This window comes from Devosia sp. Micro-HW1 (assembly GCF_056341075.1).
Window position 1 is genome coordinate 1837167 of record NZ_CP094375.1, and the last position, 19926, is coordinate 1857092.

Consider the following 19926-nt stretch of genomic DNA (forward strand, 5'->3'; position numbering starts at 1 on the left):
GAGAAGACGATGAACAGGACCTTCCTGCCGCTGCTGACGGCGGCGTTTCTTGCATCGACGGCGGGCGCCTTTGCCGCCGGCGAACTGACCTATGTGGTCAACAACGAGAGCGCCAAGTACGATCCCGGCACCACTGCCGAAACCTTTGCCGCCCCGATCATCGGCAACACATTCGAGGGCCTGGTGCGCCTGAGCCCCGAAGGCGAAGTCGTGCCCGCGCTGGCCGAAAGCTGGGAAGTCTCCGAGGATGGCCTCACCTATACGTTCACGCTGCGCGACGCCAAGTGGTCGGACGGCGAACCGATAAAGGCCTCTGACTTCGTCTATGCCTGGAAGCGTGTCCTCGACCCCGCCTCGGGCGCCATGAACTCGCAGATGCTCTACCACATCGTTGGCGCCGAAGAGGCCTTTGGCGGCGGCGATGCCTCGGCCATTGCCGTCTCGGCGCCCGACGACAAGACCCTGACCTTCACGCTCAAGCAGCGCGTCCCCTACATGCTGCAGCTTCTCAATTATCCGACCTTTTACCCGGTGCGCGAAGACGTGGTCTCTGCCGACCCTGAAGGCTGGACCCGCAATCCGGCGACCTTTATCGGCACCGGACCTTTCCGCGTCACCGAATTCAACCAGGGCGAGTCGGTCGTGTTCGAGAAGAACCCGAACTACTACGCCGCTGACGAAGTCAGCCTCGACAAGCTCACCTTCCGCCTGATCCCCGATCCGGCTACGGCCCTTGCGGCGTTTGAAGCCGGTGAAGTGGAAGGCATCGAGGCCGTTCCGGCACCGGAAATTCCGCGCCTTTCGGTCGAATCCGACGCCTTCCTGATCGTGCCGGCGCTCGGCACTACCTATGCCTTCTTCAATCCCAACCAGGCGCCGCTGGACAATCTGAACGTCCGGAAGGCCCTCTCCATGGCCATCGATCGGTCCGAGATCATCGAATTCGTTCTGCAGTCCGCCGACACGCCGGCTCTCGGACTGGTGCCGCCGGGCATGGGTCTGGCCGGCGAGGATTTCACCGATGGTCGCGACACGTTCGGCCTGTCCGAGACGGCCGATGTCGAGGGGGCAAAGGCCGCACTGGCCGAGGCTGGATATCCCGATGGCGCTGGCTTCCCCTCGACGCTCTTTGTGACTTATTCCTCTCCGCCGATCGAAAAGCTGCTCGAAGCCATTCAGCAGATGTGGAAGGAAAACCTCAACATCGACGTCGAGATCCAGGCGACCGAATGGCAGGTCTATTACCCCGAGGTCCAGAAGATCGAGTACCAGATCGCCCAGATGGGTTGGGGCGCCGACTATCCGCATCCCATGACCTTCCTCGACAACTTCGTCACCGGCAGCGCCAACAATCTCAATGGCTGGTCCAATGCCGACTATGACGCGGCCATCGAGGCGGCCAAGGCCGCTGGCGATGAGGCGGTTTCGCGCGACGAAATGCGCAAGGCCGAGGCAATCCTGATGAACGATCACGTCATCCTGCCCCAGTACCACCGCTACAACTACATGATGATGAGCCCGGAAGTGACCGGCTTTTGGCGCTCGCCGCTCAACGTGCCTTACTTCCGCGACGCTCAGGTCGCAGAGTAATCATGCCTGCTCCCGCCGGTTGATCCGGCGGGAGCGTTTAATTCCAACTGGACCAGTTTCCGTGACCATTTCCGTTCTGCTTGAAACCGAGCTCGGCGCCTTCACCATCGCGGTGGACGACGCGCATGCTCCGATCACCGCGGCCAATTTCATGGCCTATGTGGATGGCCGCTATCTCGACGATGCCACTGCCTATCGCATTGTGACCGACAGCAATGAACCGGCCAAGCCGATCAAGATCGAAGTGGTGCAATGGGGTTTTGGCGCGACCGAGGACAAGCCCGCCCCCTTTCCGCCAATTGCGCATGAGAGCAATGACGTCACGGGACTCAGGCACAGGAACATGACGGTCTCCATGGCGCGCTTTGCGCCTGGCTCCGCAGCATCGGAGTTCTTTATCTGCATCGGCGACCAGCCTGAGCTGGACTTCGGCGGCCAGCGCAATCCGGACGGCCAGGGCTTTGCTGCCTTTGGTCAGGTGACCTCTGGAGAGGATGCTGTACGCCGCATCTTTGCCCGCGCTGCTGCAGACAGCGACTATCCCGACGAACCCGTCCGCTTCCTGCGCGTCACTCGGGCGTGATGGCATCGCTTGTTGCAAGGTGACTTGCAATTGCAAAGGTGCCACTGCTCGATGGCGCCCCAGTCGGCAATCTCTGAGAACTGACCACCGAAGGCTGGATCGGTCGCGTCATCATGGTCGATCCGCTGCAGCGCAGCGACTATCTCGACCTCATGACGAAAATCGTGCTGCGCTCCGACGAGATGGCAACAGCACGAAGCCCAGTTCGGCGCACCCATCGTGCTCGATGACCGCGTCGAGACTGCCGGTCAGCAGTTCATCGTCGATCTGTTCGAGAACGATCCTTCAGCGCGCGTCACGGGGGAAGCCACCCAGACGGCTGATCGCGTGCTGATCGTCTGCCACGGTGGCGTCATCCGCGCCCTCTTGCAGACCCTGCTCGATGTCTCCCCACGTCGCATCATCCCCGTTGGACCAGCCAGTCTCACCGTCCTTGCCAACAAGCCCGGCGAGAGTGTCATGCGCCTCGAAGTCTTCAACTTTGCGCCAGGCGGCCCGGTGCTCGACACACCGGACTAGGCAGAGCTCGGCTTTCCCGGGGTAAGATGCAGCCAGGCTTGTCCCTCGGCAGCGGGAGCCGAGGAGGATGCTTGCTCATAAACTGGCAGGCCAACCCTACGTCACACCAAATGGGACTGGCAGCAGCGGTGCGGCCGCCCGGCATGAGGCTCCGCCGACCGTTCATCGGAACTCCGGACAGCCATAGGCTGAAACCCAGCGCCTGGCGGTGGGACTGGGCGCAGGGGAACTGTGGCCGCATTGCGGCGTTGCCTCCACTAAGAACAATGGAGGCTAGGATGTCTGGAGAGGCCTTGGCGCGACCACGGCGTGGCGGAATTGGCTATTGGTGGGCGATGTTCGTCGCCCTTGTGCTGCTGGTGTTCGGCCTGCCCATTGTCGCAGGGGGCCTCTGGCTCATCACTCTGGGCGGATCATGGTACTACCTGCCCGCCGGGATTGGCCTGATCCTCACCGCCTGGTTCCTGTTTCGAACCGACATAACGGCGGTCTGGGTTTATCTCCTCACTTATCTGGCGACGCTGGTCTGGGCCTTCTGGGAGGCCGGCTTCAACGGCTGGGCCCAGGTGCCTCGCCTCGTCGCGCCGACCGTGGTGCTGATCCTTGTTCTGACCACCGTGCCCGTGCTGCGGGCCTCTATCCGTCGCTATGGAGGCGCCGCAGTTGCTGCCATGGTCACCCTGGCCGGCGCGGTTGGCGTCATCGGCATGGTACAATATGGCGTCGAACCATCTATCGCCCAGGAAGTGGACGAACCGGCCGGTCAGCCCGAAGTTCCGGTCGCGCCGCCCGTCACGGACGGAACTGAGCCAACCAGCGAACCAGCCCTCGACTCTCCGCCGGACGGTCAGGACACGGCCCCTGCCCCCGGTGTCGAACCAGCACCTGGCGAAGCGGTCGAGGCGCCGGAAGCGGCAGAACCGACCTATGTGGCCCTCCAAGTCGGCGCAGACTGGCCCGCCTATGGCGGCACTCATGCGGCGCTGCGCTATTCCCCGCTTGACCAGATCAACAAGGACAATGTCGCGGGGCTGGAAAAACTCTGGGAGTTCCGCACTGGCGACCTGCCCGAGGGCGACGAACCCTTCGGCAACCAGAATACCCCGGTCAAGGTGGGCGACCGCCTCTATATCTGTTCAGCGCTCAACAAGATCTTCGCCCTCGATGCCGCGACCGGCGGCCAGTTCTGGACCTATGACCCGCAGGTGTCTTCCGACGCCGTCGGCTACAACGCGGCCTGCCGTGGGCTCGTTTATTTCGAGAACCCGCAGGCAGCAGACGGCGAACTCTGCGCCACGCGTGTCGTGAACCTCACCCATGACGCCCGCATGATCGCGCTCGATACCGAAACCGGCCAGCTCTGCCCTGATTTCGGCAATGGCGGCATCGTCAACCTGATGGAAGGCATTGGTGACAATGCGCCGGGCTTTTACGCCCCGACCTCGCCGCCGACCCTCGTTCGCGACGTGCTGGTGGTGGGCAGCCAGGTCTCCGACAACCAGGAGCGCAGCGCGCCCTCGGGCGTCATTCGTGGCTTCAACGCGGTCACGGGTGAGCTCGACTGGGCCTGGGACATGGGCCGGCCAGGCGAAACCGGGCTGCCGCCGGAAGGCGAGATTTACACCGAAGGCACGCCCAATATGTGGACCATCGCCTCAGGCGATGACGAACTGGGCCTGGTCTACCTGCCCATGGGCAATTCCGCTGTCGACTATTGGGGCGGAGACCGCTCCGAGGCCGAAAACACCTATTCTACCGCCATAGTCGCGCTCGACGTAGAAACCGGCGCTGTCGCCTGGCATTACCAGACCGTCCATTATGACATCTGGGATTATGACCTGGGTGGACAGGGCACACTGGTCGACTTCCCCACCGATGCGGGTCCAGTGCCGGCCATCATCATGCCATCCAAGCAGGCGCAGTTCTATATCCTCAACCGTGAAACCGGCGAGCCGCTGGTGACCATCGAGGAGCGCCCGGCGCCGCAAGGTGGCGTCGAGCCTGAACGCCTTTCGCCAACCCAGCCCTATGTCACGGACTTTCCGAACCTCCTCAAGCCTGTGATCACCGAGGCCCAGATGTGGGGGGCGACGCCGCTCGACCAGCTCTGGTGCCGCATCCAGTTCCGCCAGGCCACCTATGATGGTGTCTATACGCCGCCAACCGTGGACACGCCCTGGATCCAGTTCCCCGGCTACAATGGCGGGTCGGATTGGGGTGGCATTGCCGTCGATCCGATCAATGGGCTTCTCATCGCCAATTACAACAACATGCCCAACTTCAACCAGCTGGTGCCGCGCGAGGAAGTCGACGCCATGGGCATTGTCTCGCTCAATAACCCTGCCTATGACCCCGAAGCCGGTTCGGGCTCGCATGGCTCGATCAGCCCGCAGGCGGAATCGCCCTACGGCATCCGCGTCAATGCGGGATGGCGCGTGCCGTTTACCGGCCTCCTCTGCAAGGAGCCGCCCTATGGCGGCATCGCCGCGATCGACCTCAATACGCGGGAGATGGTCTGGGATAGGCCCTTTGGCAGCGCCCGCAAGAATGGCCCCTTCGGCATTCCGTCCATGCTGCCCGTCGATATCGGTACGCCCAATAATGGCGGCGGCGTCATCACCGCCTCTGGCCTGTTCTTCATCGGCGCGGCCACCGACGACCTGTTCCGCGCCATCGACGTGGATACCGGCGAAACCCTGTGGGATGTGGAACTGCCGGCCGGCGGGCAGGCCACGCCCATGACCTACGAAGCAAATGGGCGGCAGATCGTGGTGATTAATGCCGGCGGCCACGACTTCATGGAGACGCCCATCGGCGATTACTTCATCGCCTACGCATTGCCGGATTGATTGCGGCGGAGCAGATGATCAGGGCGATTTCGTCCTGATCATCCGCTTGATCACTCGCTGGTCGAGCACCAGTTCCTCGAATATCGCGCCGCCCAGATGCAGCAAGATGGCGGGGATCAGGACCAGCCGCCCCAGTTCGTGCAACACGCCGGCCAATTCGAACCCGGTAAACCACGCCAAGGCCCCGGTGATCGGCATGAAAAAAATGAAGCCATAGAGCAGCAGGTGCGTGGCATGGCTCAGGCCGTTGATGATGAAGTGATTGTCCTTATGCGGCGGCGGCACGCCGCGCGTGCTGCGCACGAAGGCCCGGATCATCGCTAGGGCGAGGATAGTGATGCCGATGACCGCATGGAAGGCGGCGCCCGCATCGTCCGGCAAGGCTGTGCCAGAAAGGCGCTGGGCAAAAGCCTGCTGCATGTCGGTATTGATCGTCAGCTGCACCAGAATGAGCGCTGCAATGATCCAGTGCAGAGCGATCTGCAGGCGTGAATAGGTGCGGGGTACCGGCATCAATGTCTCCCAGAAATTTCTTTTGGTGGAACTCATTTACGACAGGGACGTTCCATCCCGGGTTCATTTGCGGGGGTGCATGATCAAGGGGCGGCAGTTATCGGCTATTCAGAAGGGTCTGGTGCTCGTCGCCAGCGCGCCTTTGCTTGCCGCCTGCGTTTCCGAGCAAAGCATGCTGCACCCTGCCGGCGAGGACGCCGCAGCCGTCGCCAACCTCTTCTGGGTCATGGCGGCTGGCACGGTTGTCATCTGGCTTATCGTCATGGGGATCACCGTCTATGCGGTGCTGGGCACGAAGCGTCCAGCGACCGAGCGTTTCGCCGACCGGTTCATCCTCATTGGTGGCGTGGCTTTTCCTTCGATTACCCTGGCCGCCCTGCTGATCTTTGGCCTGGCCCTGCTGCCCGACTGGGTGCGAACCGAGGGGGCAGACCTGCGCGTCCATGTCACTGCCGAGCAGTACTGGTGGCGCATTGCCTATGAACTGCCGGACGGATCGGTGGTGCAGTCCGCCAACGAACTGCACCTGCCGGTGGGGCAGACGGCCGAATTCGTGCTCAATTCCACCGATGTCATCCACTCTTTCTGGATTCCCAATCTCGGCGGCAAGATAGACGTCATTCCGGGGCGCACCAATCTCTGGCGCCTCAAGCCCACCGAAACTGGTGTGTTCCGTGGGGTCTGTGCCGAATTCTGCGGACCGTCGCATGCATTGATGGCCTTCCCGGTCGTGGTACACGAGCAGGCAGGTTTCGATGCTTTCCTCGCCGGCGAGGCTCAGCCCGTGGCGGCGACGGAAGCGCATGATCTGTTCATCGCCACTGGCTGCGGCGCCTGCCATGCAGTGCGCGGCACCAGCGCCGGTGGCGCCGTCGGTCCCGACCTCACGCATTTCGCCAGCCGTCGGACGATGGCGGCCGGCACGATGCCGATCAGTCCGGAAAATCTCGCGAACTGGCTACTCGATCCCGCTCACCTCAAACCCGATGTGCGCATGCCCTCCTATGCGGCGCTTCCCCAGACCGAGCGCGACGCCCTCGTCTCCTACCTGCTGGACCTCAAATGACCGACAAGAGCGCCGAAACCGCCCAGCTGGCCAGGGTCTGGGAAAATCCCCGGGGCCTCAGCTACCTGACCAATGTCAACAATTCGGTCGTGGGTTTGTGGTATTTCGCCGCCGCTTTTGCCTTCATGCTGTTCGGCGGCGCGCTGGCGCTGATCATCCGCATGCAACTTTTCGTGCCCGATAGCACGCTGGTGACCTCGGAGTTCTACAGCCAGGTCTTCACCCTGCATGGCACGGTGATGATGTTTCTGTTTGCCGTGCCCATCTTCGAGGCTGTGGCCATCCTGATCCTGCCCGGCATGCTGGGCGCGCGTGACCTGCCATTCCCGCGCCTCTCGGCCTTCGGCTTCTGGTGCTATCTCATCGGGGGCGTCTTTGTCTGCGGCTCGATCTTCTTCAACTCGGCACCCGATGCCGGTTGGTTCATGTATCCGCCGCTCTCGACCGAGCAATCAGGCATCGGCGCCGACATCTGGCTTTTGGGCCTCAGTTTCATCGAGGTGGCGTCGATTGCGGCGGCGGTGGAACTGATCGTCGGCGTGCTCAAATGCCGGGCGCCGGGCATGCATATCAACCTCACGCCACTCTACGGCTGGTATGTTCTGGTCGTGGGCGGGATGATCCTCTTCGCGTTCCCGCCACTGATCGCGGGCGACATCCTCTTCGAACTTGAACGCCTGCTTGACTGGCCCTTCTTCGATGTCACCCGGGGCGGCGACCCCATACTCTGGCAGCACCTGTTCTGGATATTCGGCCATCCGGAAGTCTATATCATCTTCCTGCCCGCAATTGCGCTGCTCGCGATGATCGTGCCGACCTTCGCCCAGCGCGAAATCACCGGCTATTCCTGGATCGTGCTCTCGGCTCTGGGCACCGGCTTTCTGAGCTTCGGGCTCTGGGTGCACCACATGTTCACCACCGGCCTGCCCTCGGTGTCGCTGGGCTTTTTCTCGGCCGCCTCAGAAGCCGTGGCCATCCCCACCGGCATCCAGATCTTTGCCTTCATCGCCACGGTCATGCTCGGAACGGTGGTGCGCTCGGTGCCCATGCTGTTCTGCCTGGGCGCGCTGGCCATCTTCATCATCGGCGGCCTGACGGGTGTCATGGTCGCCGTCGCACCCTTCGATTTCCAGGTTCATGACAGCTATTTCATCGTCGCCCACCTGCACTACACGCTGATTGGCGGCATGCTGTTCCCGGTCATGGCCGGGGTTTACTATTATTACCCGCTGGTCATGGGCAAGGCGCTGTCACGCAAGCTCGGCATCTGGTCCTTCTGGCTGATGATGGTGGGCTTCAACACGGCCTTCCTGCCCATGCACCTCACCGGCATGCTGGGCATGCCGCGCCGCGTCTACACCTATGGCGCTGAGCGTGGCTGGACCGAGCTCAACATGATCTCCTCGGTCGGTGCCTTCATCTTCGCCGCCGGTTTTCTGCTTCTGGTGTGGGATTGCGTGCGACCCAAGAAGGACCAGCCCGAGGTGGCGCGCAACGTCTGGAATGCCGGCACGCTCGAATGGGCGGCCCGCTTCGGCGACAGCTGGGGCATGCGCTCGATCCCGCGTATCAATTCCCGCTATCCGCTCTGGGACGACAAGGCCCTGCTCCATACGATCGACAATGGCGAGGGGCTGCTGCCCGACGCCAGGGAAGGCAAGCGCGAAACCCTGGTGACCAGCGTCCTCGACGCCCAGCCGATCCAGGTTCTGCGCGTTGGCGGGCCCAGCTGGCTGCCGATGATTGCAGCCGCGGGCCTGGGCATGGTCTTCATCTTCATGACCTTCAAATGGTGGATCCTCACCGCCTTGGGCGGCGTGGTTTTCCTCGCGGCCGTGCTCGTCTGGCTCTGGACCGGCACCGCTGTAATCCCGGAGAAGAAGACCAAGGACATTGGCGGAGGCGAGCGCGTGCCGCTCTATGTCTCGGGCTACAAATCCACTGGATGGTGGGCCATGTTCATCACCATGACCGGCGACCTCACCGCTTTCCTCGCGCTTCTTTTCGGCTATTTCTTCTTCTGGACGATCCACCCTAATTTTCCGCCCGAAGGCATGGACGGACCGGGCTGGTTCTGGCCAATGGTGGCGGGGCTGCTGGTCCTGCTGACCTGGGGGCTGACATTGGGCGCCCGCATCATCAATGGCCGGGGACGATCAGGCACGGCGCAATTGCTGCTGGGCGCAGCTCTCGTCGTGACCATTGCTTCAGGCTTCGCCCTCGCGGCCGGCCCCTGGACCACGGGGCTCGACCCGACCGCCAATTCCTACCCGGCCATCATATGGGCGCTGGTGCTCTGGGTGCTGGGCCATTTCATCGCCGGCCTCATCATGCAGGCCTACGGCCTCGCGCGGTTGATCTACCGCAAGGCGACGCCCACCCATGACGCCGATCTCTGGAACATCGCCCTCTACTGGCACTTTACAGCTTTCAGTGGCGTGCTGACGGCGCTGGTCATTGGAGGCTTTCCGTATCTGACATGAGCGACGACAATCCCATCGGCAAGGAAGTGAGGCGCGAGACGGGGTCCGGCACGGACCTCTGGAGCGTCATCATCTCGCCCACCATCTGGGCGCTGCATTTTCTCGCCTGCTATGTCACCGCTGCTATCTATTGCGAGAAGATGGGGCGGGATGCGCCTTTGGATAATATCCGCCTGCTGGTGATCATCGTCACCGTGGCGGCGCTCGGTGGCATCTTCTGGTCCAGCACCCGGCTTTGGCGCGTCCACGATCGCAGCCTCACCGATGACGATTTCGAATATGAGCACAATACGCCCGAGGAGCGGCACCGCTTCCTCTCCCATGTGGCGCTGATGCTCTGCGTGCTCTCCGCCGTGGCGGTGATCTACGTCACCATTCCGATGCTCTATCTCGAGACCTGCCGGTGAGCCCGCGCGCACTTGTCGGGCTGGGCCTGATCCTGCTGCTCGCAGCCTGGGCGGGACCACTGCCGCGCCTCGTGCCAGAGAGCTTCGCCGCGCATATGGCCCTCCATATGGGTGTCGTCGGCATCGCCGTTCCCATTCTCGCAGCGGGCCTGGCACCGATGGTGGCCGACCACCCCTGGCTGCGCTCGCAACTGGCCCTGCCTATTGCCGTGAGCCTCTTCGACCTCGTCATTGTCTGGGGCTGGCACACGCCTGCGCTTCACCATGCCTCACGCACCTCGGGCCTGATGCTGGCCTATGAACAGGCCTCCTTCGCCATCGCGTCGCTACTGGTCTGGATTCTGGCCCTGGCGGCACCTGCCGGGCGGCGGGAAAGCGCGGCTCTGGCCGGCGCACTGACCCTGTTCTTCACCTCCATGCACATGACGCTGCTTGGCGCCCTGATCGGCCTCGCGCCCCGGCCGATCTATCCCGGACATGACCACCACAGTCCTTTCGGCCTCTCCGAAATGGCCGACCAGCAGGTGGGCGGCGTCATCATGCTGGCCATAGGCGGGGTGATCTATCTGGCCGGTGGACTGACCCTCGTGGCGCGGGCCCTGAGGCGGCCTGTACTGCCATGAGGCGTCTCGCACCCATCATTGCCAGTGCCGCGGCCGGCGCGCTGTTCATCCTGGCCCTGCCGCTGACCGGGCTCATCGACCACAGCGCCAGGCCTGGCAGCAATGCCATGGTCGACTGGTACACCCAGACTGCCGCCCGTCAATCCATCGGTCTGCGCTCGGCCTTGACCGGCGCGCCCGACCTCGACGATCCAGCCATGATCCGGCGCGGGGCTGGCCACTACCAGCTCGTCTGTGCCGCCTGCCACGGCAGCCCCGAAGCGCCGGCCGCGCGCTTTGCGCAGGACCTGTCGCCGTCGCCACCGGCCCTCACCGCCTGGCGCCCCGATGCGCGTCTGTTCCAGACCATCAAATATGGTATCCGCCACACAGCCATGCCGGCCTGGCCGACCGATATGCGCGACGATGAAATCTGGGCCATGGTGGCGTTCGTGCGGCGACTGCCCACGATGCAGGCCAGCGACTATGCGGCGCTGGCCCATGGCAATGCCGAACCAGGCAGCTGTGCCTCCTGCCATGGCGAGACGGGCGCGGGGCGCGACGGCGCCTTCCCGCGCCTCGATATCCAGAGCCCGCAATATCTCACGGACGCCCTCACCGCCTTCCGTGACGGCAGCCGTCATAGCGGCACCATGATGGCAGCGACCCGGCAATTGTCCGACGCCGACATCCAGGACCTCGCGCGTCAATTCGGCCGGCAGATCGAGGTCGGCCCATCCGCCAGCAACGCCCTTGGCGCCCACATAGCCCGCGAGGGCATCGTCTCGCGCGACATTCCCGCCTGCGAGCGTTGCCATGGGGCCACGGCGCGTACCGACTATCCGCGCCTTTCCGGCCAGCCAGTCGAATACTTGCGCTTGCAGCTACAACTGTTCCAGAAGCATGGCGCCGACCGCGGCGGCCGCTTTGCCGAAGTCATGGCGAAAGTGGTCCAGGATCCGCTTGAAGAAGGCCCGCATCGTCTTGAGCCTGAGGAACTGGACGCAGTTGCGCGGCACTATGGGCAGTGACGACTGTTTTCCAAGCCGCGATTTGTGACCAGATCAATCGCTAACTCACATAGCCCAGGCAGGAGCATTCCGCTGCCATAGCGCCGCCAACGCCGTTTGGACGATAGTGTGCAGCTCCTGGTTACGCACCGGACCAGCCTCGCTCCCCTGACCGAAGTCCGCTGCATTGCACAAATATTAGACAGCAAGCCTAATGTCGCCCAGTTATTAGTCATGGCATATCTCAGGCTGCACCCTAAGCCTTTGAAATTGATGCCTTATGCCTTTGGCACGGCACTTGCTGACTTGCATACAGAGTAAGGTGCTAGGGTTCCGGCGTCAGTGACGTGCCTGGTCCAAGAGCTACCACCGGGCGGGAGACATCCGCCCGGACGCACGGCGGGACAAAAGCCCGGGAGACCTCGATAGCCAAGGGATTGGCGCGATGGTTTCTGTCCAATCCCTTATTGTGAATTCGCAAGGGGAATTGAGATGACGTTTCTGACCAAACTCACCACGGTAGCTGCAGTCTCGCTGGCTCTGGCCACTGGCACGTCGACGATCGCCTTGGCGCAGGCCAAGACCGACTTCAAGGTCGCCTGGTCGATCTATGTTGGCTGGATGCCCTGGGGCTATGCCGCCGACAGCGGCATCGTACAGAAGTGGGCCGACCAGTACGGCATTACTATTGAGGTGACTCAGTTCAACGACTACGTCGAATCCATCAATCAATACACCGCCGGCGCCTATGACGCCGTCACCCTCACCAATATGGATGGCCTGTCCATCCCGGCGGCCGGCGGCGTTGATACGACGGCAGTGATCATTGGCGATTTCTCGGCCGGCAATGATGCCGTCATTCTCAAGGGCGAGGGCGACCTGACGTCCATCGCCGGCCAGTCGGTCAATCTCGTCGAATTCTCGGTGAGCCACTACCTGCTCGCCCGGGCGCTCGAAAGCGTTGGCATGACCGAGCGCGATGTCAGCGTGGTCAACACCTCTGATCCCGACATGGTCGGCGCCTTCCAGACAGCAGACGTCACCGCCATGGTCACCTGGAACCCGATGGTTTCGGAAATCCTGGCTCTGCCCGACGCCACCAAGGTCTTCGACAGCGCGCAGATCCCCGGCGAGATCATCGACATGATGGTCGCCAATACCGACGTGCTGGATGCCAATCCCGATTTCGGCAAGGCGCTTGTCGGCATCTGGTACGACACGATGGCGGTGATGACGGCAGACACGCCCGAAGGCGCCGCTGCCCGCGAAGCCATGGGCGTTGCCTCGGGCACCGACCAGGCCGGCTTTGAAGCCCAGCTTGCGGCCACCAAACTCTTCCCAACCGCCGCCGAAGCCGTGGCCTTCACCACCTCGCCCGACCTCGCCACCACAATGGACAAGGTCCGCACTTTCCTCTTCGACAAGGGCCTGCTCGGCTCCGGCGCGCCTTCGGCCGACGTCATCGGCATCGAACTGCCCGATGGCACCGTGCTTGGCGACAGTGCCAATATAAAGCTTCGGTTCACCGCGGAATACATGCAGATGGCGGCCGACGAGGCGCTGTAGATCCCCTCATCCGCTAAGCGCCGCCCTCCCCCACAAGGGAGAAGGGTCCCGACTGAGGCCTCCCCGCTCCATCGCCTTCGCCCCTCGTGGGAGAAGGCCCCGAAGGGCGGTTGAGGCGGTCGTCCACGTCACCACCGTCCGAACAAACCATGCGCTGGATCAACACCAAACCTACACCCACAGTCACCACGCTGCTGATGCTGCTGCCCTTCGTGCTGCTGGTTACTGCCTACGGCGTCGGCTCGGCGGCGCGGTTGGCCGACAATCCAAGTGACAAGCTGCTGCCAGCACTGCAGGGCATGATCGATGCCGTCAACCGCCTCGCCTTCATTCCCGATCCACGCACCGGCGAATACATCCTGTGGTCCGATACCGCCGCAAGCCTCGTCCGCCTGGGTTGGGCACTGGGCATTTCCACCCTCCTGGCCCTTGTCGTCGGCATGATCGTGGGCATGCTGCCCTATGCGCGAGCACTGCTTTCTCCGTTCATCGCAACCGCGTCCATGGTGCCGCCCCTGGCCCTGCTGCCCATTCTTTTCATCGTCCTGGGCCTGGGCGAGACCGCCAAGATCACTCTGATCATCATCGGCGTCGCCCCGGCGATGATCCGCGATCTCTCCCTGCGCGTCATGGAACTGCCCAAGGAGCAGATCACCAAGGCCCAAACGCTCGGTGGCTCATCCTGGCAGATCGCGCTGCGCGTGGTACTGCCGCAAGTCCTGCCGCGGCTGATCACCTGCCTTCGCCTGCAGCTTGGACCCGCATGGCTCTTCCTCATCGCCGCCGAAGCCATCTCGGCCGATAGCGGCCTGGGCTACCGGATCTTCCTTGTCCGCCGGTATCTCTCCATGGACGTGATCTTCCCATACGTCGCCTGGATCACGCTTCTGGCGGTCCTCGCCAATTTCGCCCTCGATCGCCTGCGCATCATTGTCTTCCCCTGGTCCAATCTGGGGAGCCGCTGATGAGCACCATCGTCTTCGACAATGTCTGGAAAGAATATGGCGACCAGATCGTGCTCGAGAAAATCTCGCTGACCATCGCCTCACGCGCATTCGTGGCGCTGGTCGGCCCATCGGGCTGCGGCAAGACCACCTTCCTCAAGCTGTTGCTCGGCGAAGAAGCACCCACACATGGCACCATCACCATGGATGGCGTGCCGCTGGTGGCCGAGCCCGGCCCCGACCGCGGCGTGGTCTTCCAGCGCTATTCGGTCTTTCCGCATCTCACCGTGCTTGGCAATGTGCTGCTGGGCAAGGAATTCAAGAGCCCGATCACCGCGCGCCTGTTTGGTGCCGCCCGCCGTAAGGCGATAGACGAAGCCATGTCGCTCATTGCCGAAGTCGGTCTCGCCGGATCAGAGACCAAGTACCCCGCCCAGCTTTCAGGCGGCATGCAGCAGCGCCTGGCCCTGGCCCAGGCGCTGATCATGAAGCCCAAGGTCCTTTTGCTCGACGAGCCATTCGGCGCGCTCGACCCGGGCATAAGGGCCGAAATTCATGTGCTGATGAAGCGCCTCTGGCATGAGACCGAGCTCACAGTCGTCATGGTCACCCATGACATGCGTGAGGCCTTTACCCTGGGCACGCGCGTCATCGCCTTCGAGCGACCACGTGATCGCCCGGAAGAGCGCGAGCGCTATGGCGCGCTCCTCAGCCGCGACATCGATATCTGGCCACCGCGCATTGCCGGCGAGCCGTCCATTTTTGCCCCAGACCGGGACGACCCGGTCATTCCCTTGGGTCTTGGCCAGGACGACCTGGCGCCAAAACAGGGAGTCAATCCATGAGCCGAACACCCGAGCAGATCGCTGCCGATCGAGCGCGCTACGAGGAACACCAGCGCAAGGGGATGCAGAATGCTCCCAAAGCCCTTCCCGGCCCCAGCACCATTCCCGCTGCACCGATTGCCAATCCTTTGCATGTCGAGACCATCCCCGGGGGCTGGTACTGGTCGACTAGCCTCAGAGTCGGCGACACCATCCGCATTGCTCAGGACCAGGGGCCGTCTGCCCTTTCGCTGATCGCTTGGTCATCCGCTGACAGTAGCGAACGCCTCAACCTGCCCGACACCGTCAAGGTCCAGTGGACAACCGCCATCGCCAGGGGTCGTGTGCTGTTTACCGATATGGGCCGGGTTCTGTTCTCGGTCACCGAAGCGGCATCCACCGCGCATGACGGCTTGGTCGGCGGCTCAACTGCTGCCTCGAATGCCGGCAAATATGCTGACGGCGTCAGGAACACCCGCGACAATTTCATCCTTGTCGCCGGCAAGCTCGGCCTCAATCGCCGCGACGTTCCCTCGGCGCTCACCCTCTTCGCCCCGGTCCGCGTCGATGCCAGTGGCAAATTCACCTGGCGCGAGGACCTGCTTGTTGCCAACGACTATGTGGACCTGCGCGCCGAGATGGACCTGATCGTCGCCTTCTCCAACTGCCCGCACCCGCTCGATCCGAGCCCGCACTATGCGCCGCATCCGGTGACCGTCACCCGGTTCCGCGCGCCCATCGCCGTCGACGATCTCTGTCGCACAGCGACCGCGGAGGCCGTGCGCGGCTTCGAAAACAACGCCATGCAGCTGGCTTGAGGGAGACAAAATGGAACACCTCATCCCCGCCGAAAAGCCTTGGTCCGGTATCGTCCGCAAGGGCCAGACCATTCGCATCATCGACAGCGAGGGCCAGCAGGCCGTCGATACGCTGTTCTACAGGGCCGACGATTTTTCCGAGCGCTATAGCGGTCAGGACACCCTGCGCGTCAACGGCAATGCCTATATCGGGCTGGGCACCAAAATCGTCAGCAACGAAGGCAATGTGATGCTTGTCGTCACTGCCGACAGCTGCGGTCGCCACGACACGTCGGCCGGCGCATGTTCCTGCGAGAGCAACACCGTCCGCTTCGGCCACGACACCAAGTATCTCCACGCCTGCCGCGACAATTTCGTGCTCGAGGTAACCAAGCACGGCATGAGCAAGCGTGACATCGTCGCCAACATCAACTTCTTCATGAATGTGCCGATCGAACCCTCCGGCCAGATGACCATCGTCGATGGTCTGTCGGCACCTGGAGATCATGTCGAACTCGTCGCTGAGATGGACGTGCTCTGCGTCATCTCCAACTGCCCCCAGGTCAACAACCCCTGCAATGGCTTCAATCCCACGCCCATCCGCGTCGTGATTTCGGACTGATCCCATGTTCACTAAAGTCCTCATCGCCAATCGCGGCGAAATCGCCGTGCGCATCATCAAGACCCTGCGCCGCATGGGCATCGCCTCGGTCGCCGTCTATTCCGACGCTGACCGGTTCACCAGAGCCGTATCGCTGGCCGACGAGGCCGTGCGCCTCGGCCCTGCCCCGGCAACCGAGTCCTACCTCAACGTCGACGCCGTCATCGCTGCCTGCAAGGCCACAGGCGCCGAAGCCGTTCATCCCGGCTATGGCTTCCTCTCCGAGAACATCGATTTCGCCCAGCGCCTGGCCGCGGCCGGCATCACCTTCATCGGCCCCACGCCGACCAATATCGAGGCTTTCGGCCTCAAGCACACCGCCCGCGAACTGGCCAAATCTAGCGGCGTGCCGCTGCTGCCTGGCACCAGCCTGCTCAGCAGTGTGGAGGAGGCCCTCACCGCCGCCGAAACGATCGGCTACCCGGTCATGCTCAAGAGCACCGCCGGCGGCGGGGGCATCGGCATGCAGCTCTGTACCGACGCGGCGGCGCTCGCTGCCGCCTTCGCCAGCGTGCAGCGCACGGCAACCGCCAGCTTCGGCGACGCCCGCGTCTATATCGAGCGCTTTGTATCCGACGCCCGCCATGTCGAGGTGCAGATCTTCGGCGATGGCAGGGGAAAAGTCATCGCGCTGGGCGAGCGCGATTGCTCGCTGCAGCGCCGGAACCAGAAGGTGCTGGAAGAAACACCTGCGCCGGGCCTCTCCGAAGCCGTGCGCGCCCGTCTGCACAAGGCCGCCACGGATCTCGGCTCGGCGGTGAAGTATGCGTCGGCCGGAACGGTTGAGTTCATCTACGACCCGGTCCGCGAGGACTTCTACTTCCTCGAGGTCAACACCCGTCTCCAGGTCGAGCACCCTGTCACCGAGGCGGTATTCAACATCGACCTCGTCGAGTGGATGATCCGCCAGGCCGCAGGCGAAGACCCCATTGCCAAGGTCGGCCCGCTGACCCCGCAAGGCGCGGCCATCGAAGTCCGGCTTTATGCCGAAATACCGCACGCGAATTTCCGGCCAAGCGCGGGGCAGCTGACCGAAGTCAAATTCCCCGACCATGTCCGCGTTGACGGCTGGATCGAAACCGGCACCGAAGTCACGTCCAACTACGATCCAATGCTGGCCAAGATCATCGTCGCCGGCATCGACCGCCCCACGGCCATCGCCAATCTGCGGGCGGCGCTGCATGAGACGTCCGTCGCCGGAATCGAAACCAACCTCGCCTATCTAAGGACCATCGCTGCGTCCGACTTGCTTGCCAGCGGCAAGGTTGCGACCACGGCGCTCCGGGACTTTACATTCGTCCCCGATGTGGTGGAAGTCATTGCCCCAGGTGCCCAATCCAGCATCCAGGAATTGCCCGGTCGTCTTGGCCTTTGGCATGTCGGCGTGCCTCCCAGCGGACCTATGGATGGCCGCAGCTTCCGTCACGCCAATCGGCTCGTCGGCAATGCCGATGCGGTAGCTGCATTGGAGCTTACCGTTGCCGGCCCGACCCTGCGCTTCCACGCCCCGGCGACCGTCGCATTGTCGGGCGCCCGCATGCCGATGAAGCTCGATGGAATTCCGGTTGCCCACAACGCACCCGTGGCAATCGCGGCCGGGCAAACCCTCGCCATCGGCGCCATCGATGGCCCTGGACAGCGCAGCTATCTCGCGGTGGCGGGAGGTTTTGCAGCCCCCATCGTCCTCGGCTCCCGCGCCACCTTCGGCCTCGGCCAGTTCGGCGGCCATGCCACCGGGACAGTCAAGGCCGGGCACGTTCTGCACCTTGCCCGCGCCGAACAGCCAGTCGTCCATCCCGCCGAAGCGCCGGCCCCTCTCACCCGCCACTGGGAGGTCGGCGTATTGTACGGCCCACATGGTGCACCCGACTTCTTCCAGGACGGCGATATCGAGGCACTTTTTGCCACCGACTATGAAGTCCATTTCAACAGCGCCCGCACCGGCGTCCGGCTCATCGGCCCGGCGCCGAAATGGGCCCGCAGCGATGGCGGCGAGGCCGGGCTGCACCCATCGAACCTGCATGACAATGCTTATGCCATTGGTGCCATCGACTTCACCGGCGACATGCCGATTATCCTCGGCCCCGATGGCCCCAGCCTGGGCGGTTTCGTCTGCCCGGCAGTAATCGCTCGCGACGAGTTGTGGAAGATGGGCCAGTTCAAGCCCGGCGACACCATCCGCTTCAAACCTGTCGCCCGCCCCCGCGATCCGGTTGCCGGACCAGCCATCCATCGCCCCGAATACAACACGGGTTCGGCCATTCTCGCCCGCTCCGATGATTGTCCGGTGCCGGTCATTTATCGCCGCCAGGGCGATGACAACCTCCTGGTCGAATATGGCGCCATGTCGCTCGACATTGCCCTGCGCCTGCGCGTTCACCTGCTGGAGCAAGCCGTCCGCGACGCCGGTCTGCCCGGCATCATCGACCTCACGCCGGGCATCCGCTCGCTTCAGATACACTACGACAGCACCGTGCTCTCGCGTGCGACGCTCTTGGGTCTGCTGACCGGGATCGAAACGGAGCTACCTGCCGCAGAGGACGTGATTGTCCCAAGCCGCATCGTACATCTGCCCCTCTCGTGGAACGACCCGGATATCCAGCTGGCCATGCGCAAATACCAGGAACTGGTGCGCCCCAACGCGCCCTGGTGCCCTGACAATATCGAGTTCATCCGCCGCATCAATGGGCTCGGCAGTATCGAGGACGTCAAGCGCACCATCTTCGATGCCAGCTATCTGGTGCTGGGACTCGGGGACGTCTATCTCGGCGCGCCAGTGGCCACGCCGATCGACCCGCGCCATCGCCTGGTCACCACCAAATACAATCCGGCACGTACCTGGACGCCGGAAAACGCGGTGGGAATCGGCGGCGCCTATATGTGCGTTTATGGCATGGAAGGCCCCGGCGGTTATCAGCTCTTCGGCCGCACAATCCAGGTGTGGAACACCTGGCGCTCGACCCCGGAATTCACCCCGGGCAAGCCGTGGCTGCTCAACTTCTTCGACCAGATCCGCTTCTTCCCGGTCAGTCACGATGAACTCACCGAAGCGCGCGCCGCCTTCCCGCACGGCGCCTATCCACTGCGGATCGAGGAGACACAATTCTCCTACGCCGATTACGCCCGGGAACTGGCTGCCAATGCCCGGAGCATCTCCGCCTTCAAGACCAGCCAGCAGGCCGCATTCGACGCCGAACGCAATCGCTGGAAGGTGGAAGGCCTCGATAGCTTCATCGCCGACGATGCCGGCAACGGCGCAATCGAGGGCGACATACCGGAAAACTGCTTCGGCATTGCCAGCGGCGTGCCCGGCAATATCTGGAAAATTCTGGTCGAAAGCGGTGCCGCGGTCGCCCAGGGCGAAGCCGTTGCCATCATCGAATCCATGAAAATGGAAATAACCGTTACTGCCCACGCGGCAGGCCGGGTGCGCGAGGTGCGCGCTGGACCGGGTAGAAATGTCAAAACCGGCGATGTTGTCGTCGTCATGGAGGAAATCTGATGCTGCCAAT

The 19926-nt window shown here is 63.2% G+C and carries 16 protein-coding genes and 1 riboswitch; of the genes, 15 read left to right on the forward strand and 1 reads right to left on the reverse strand.

Features of this window, described 5'->3' with window-relative positions; translation table 11 throughout:
- The first annotated feature begins 9 nt into the window (after window positions 1-9).
- The 4 genes from MQW79_RS08735 (at window position 10) to MQW79_RS08750 (ending at window position 5541) form a co-directional block, all read left to right on the forward strand.
- Window positions 10-1590, forward strand: coding sequence for a peptide ABC transporter substrate-binding protein (locus MQW79_RS08735; RefSeq protein ID WP_476588041.1), 1581 nt, complete (start codon window positions 10-12; stop codon window positions 1588-1590).
- Window positions 1591-1651: 61 nt separating this feature from the next.
- On the forward strand, window positions 1652-2173 hold the full coding sequence (locus MQW79_RS08740; protein ID WP_476588042.1) for a peptidylprolyl isomerase: 522 nt from the start codon (window positions 1652-1654) through the stop codon (window positions 2171-2173).
- Window positions 2174-2392: 219 nt separating this feature from the next.
- On the forward strand, window positions 2393-2692 hold the full coding sequence (locus MQW79_RS08745) for a histidine phosphatase family protein (RefSeq protein ID WP_476588043.1): 300 nt from the start codon (window positions 2393-2395) through the stop codon (window positions 2690-2692).
- 278 nt (window positions 2693-2970) lie between these two features.
- Entirely contained in the window at window positions 2971-5541 is a 2571-nt protein-coding gene (locus tag MQW79_RS08750; RefSeq protein WP_476588044.1) for a membrane-bound PQQ-dependent dehydrogenase, glucose/quinate/shikimate family, read from the forward strand.
- An 18-nt stretch (window positions 5542-5559) separates the two neighbouring features.
- On the opposite strand, the gene MQW79_RS08755 is transcribed toward MQW79_RS08750, so the two are convergent.
- On the reverse strand, window positions 5560-6054 hold the full coding sequence (locus MQW79_RS08755; protein WP_476588046.1) for a cytochrome b: 495 nt from the start codon (window positions 6052-6054) through the stop codon (window positions 5560-5562).
- A 172-nt stretch (window positions 6055-6226) separates the two neighbouring features.
- Here MQW79_RS08755 and coxB point away from each other — a divergent pair, with 172 nt between their 5' ends.
- From coxB to uca, 11 genes are all read left to right on the forward strand, one after another.
- Entirely contained in the window at window positions 6227-7120 is an 894-nt protein-coding gene (coxB, locus tag MQW79_RS08760; protein ID WP_476588048.1) for a cytochrome c oxidase subunit II, read from the forward strand.
- Window positions 7117-9603 carry a cbb3-type cytochrome c oxidase subunit I gene (locus MQW79_RS08765; RefSeq protein ID WP_476588050.1) on the forward strand — a complete coding sequence of 829 codons (2487 nt, stop codon included), beginning with the start codon at window positions 7117-7119 and terminating at the stop codon, window positions 9601-9603. The genes coxB and MQW79_RS08765 overlap by 4 nt, the downstream gene beginning before the upstream one ends.
- Window positions 9600-10010 (forward strand): hypothetical protein, encoded by a 411-nt coding sequence (locus tag MQW79_RS08770; protein ID WP_476588051.1) that lies wholly within the window; start codon window positions 9600-9602, stop codon window positions 10008-10010. Before MQW79_RS08765 ends, MQW79_RS08770 begins: the two co-directional genes overlap by 4 nt.
- Window positions 10007-10633, forward strand: a complete 627-nt coding sequence (locus MQW79_RS08775) for a cytochrome c oxidase assembly protein (protein WP_476588052.1) — start codon at window positions 10007-10009, stop codon at window positions 10631-10633. Before MQW79_RS08770 ends, MQW79_RS08775 begins: the two co-directional genes overlap by 4 nt.
- The gene (locus tag MQW79_RS08780) at window positions 10630-11643 is read left to right on the forward strand and encodes a c-type cytochrome (protein ID WP_476588054.1); all 1014 of its coding nucleotides are present in this window, start codon (window positions 10630-10632) and stop codon (window positions 11641-11643) included. Before MQW79_RS08775 ends, MQW79_RS08780 begins: the two co-directional genes overlap by 4 nt.
- Window positions 11644-11937: 294 nt before the next feature.
- A riboswitch (guanidine-I (ykkC/yxkD leader) is annotated at window positions 11938-12043 on the forward strand.
- A gap of 71 nt (window positions 12044-12114) precedes the next feature.
- Window positions 12115-13188: a putative urea ABC transporter substrate-binding protein gene (locus tag MQW79_RS08785; protein WP_476588056.1), complete on the forward strand. Its 1074-nt coding sequence runs from the start codon at window positions 12115-12117 to the stop codon at window positions 13186-13188.
- Window positions 13189-13337: 149 nt separating this feature from the next.
- On the forward strand, window positions 13338-14153 hold the full coding sequence (locus tag MQW79_RS08790) for an ABC transporter permease (protein ID WP_476588057.1): 816 nt from the start codon (window positions 13338-13340) through the stop codon (window positions 14151-14153).
- Window positions 14153-14977, forward strand: a complete 825-nt coding sequence (locus MQW79_RS08795) for an ABC transporter ATP-binding protein (protein WP_476588058.1) — start codon at window positions 14153-14155, stop codon at window positions 14975-14977. The genes MQW79_RS08790 and MQW79_RS08795 overlap by 1 nt, the downstream gene beginning before the upstream one ends.
- On the forward strand, window positions 14974-15774 hold the full coding sequence (locus MQW79_RS08800) for an urea amidolyase associated protein UAAP1 (protein ID WP_476588060.1): 801 nt from the start codon (window positions 14974-14976) through the stop codon (window positions 15772-15774). The genes MQW79_RS08795 and MQW79_RS08800 overlap by 4 nt, the downstream gene beginning before the upstream one ends.
- 10 nt (window positions 15775-15784) lie before the next feature.
- The gene (locus MQW79_RS08805; protein WP_476588062.1) at window positions 15785-16375 is read left to right on the forward strand and encodes an urea amidolyase associated protein UAAP2; all 591 of its coding nucleotides are present in this window, start codon (window positions 15785-15787) and stop codon (window positions 16373-16375) included.
- A 4-nt stretch (window positions 16376-16379) separates the two neighbouring features.
- On the forward strand, window positions 16380-19916 hold the full coding sequence (gene uca / locus MQW79_RS08810; protein ID WP_476588064.1) for an urea carboxylase: 3537 nt from the start codon (window positions 16380-16382) through the stop codon (window positions 19914-19916).
- Window positions 19917-19926: the final 10 nt, after the last annotated feature.

Excerpts from the sequence above, each read along its gene's own strand:
- MQW79_RS08735 (WP_476588041.1), top strand. The coding sequence starts at position 10 with ATGAACAGGACCTTCCTGCCGCTGCTGACGGCGGCGTTTCTTGCATCG.
- MQW79_RS08750 (WP_476588044.1), top strand. The coding sequence starts at position 2,971 with ATGTCTGGAGAGGCCTTGGCGCGACCACGGCGTGGCGGAATTGGCTAT.
- MQW79_RS08755 (WP_476588046.1), bottom strand. The coding sequence starts at position 6,054 with ATGCCGGTACCCCGCACCTATTCACGCCTGCAGATCGCTCTGCACTGG.
- coxB (WP_476588048.1), top strand. The coding sequence starts at position 6,227 with ATGCTGCACCCTGCCGGCGAGGACGCCGCAGCCGTCGCCAACCTCTTC.
- MQW79_RS08765 (WP_476588050.1), top strand. The coding sequence starts at position 7,117 with ATGACCGACAAGAGCGCCGAAACCGCCCAGCTGGCCAGGGTCTGGGAA.
- MQW79_RS08770 (WP_476588051.1), top strand. The coding sequence starts at position 9,600 with ATGAGCGACGACAATCCCATCGGCAAGGAAGTGAGGCGCGAGACGGGG.
- MQW79_RS08780 (WP_476588054.1), top strand. The coding sequence starts at position 10,630 with ATGAGGCGTCTCGCACCCATCATTGCCAGTGCCGCGGCCGGCGCGCTG.
- MQW79_RS08785 (WP_476588056.1), top strand. The coding sequence starts at position 12,115 with ATGACGTTTCTGACCAAACTCACCACGGTAGCTGCAGTCTCGCTGGCT.
- MQW79_RS08790 (WP_476588057.1), top strand. The coding sequence starts at position 13,338 with ATGCGCTGGATCAACACCAAACCTACACCCACAGTCACCACGCTGCTG.
- MQW79_RS08795 (WP_476588058.1), top strand. The coding sequence starts at position 14,153 with ATGAGCACCATCGTCTTCGACAATGTCTGGAAAGAATATGGCGACCAG.
- MQW79_RS08800 (WP_476588060.1), top strand. The coding sequence starts at position 14,974 with ATGAGCCGAACACCCGAGCAGATCGCTGCCGATCGAGCGCGCTACGAG.
- MQW79_RS08805 (WP_476588062.1), top strand. The coding sequence starts at position 15,785 with ATGGAACACCTCATCCCCGCCGAAAAGCCTTGGTCCGGTATCGTCCGC.
- uca (WP_476588064.1), top strand. The coding sequence starts at position 16,380 with ATGTTCACTAAAGTCCTCATCGCCAATCGCGGCGAAATCGCCGTGCGC.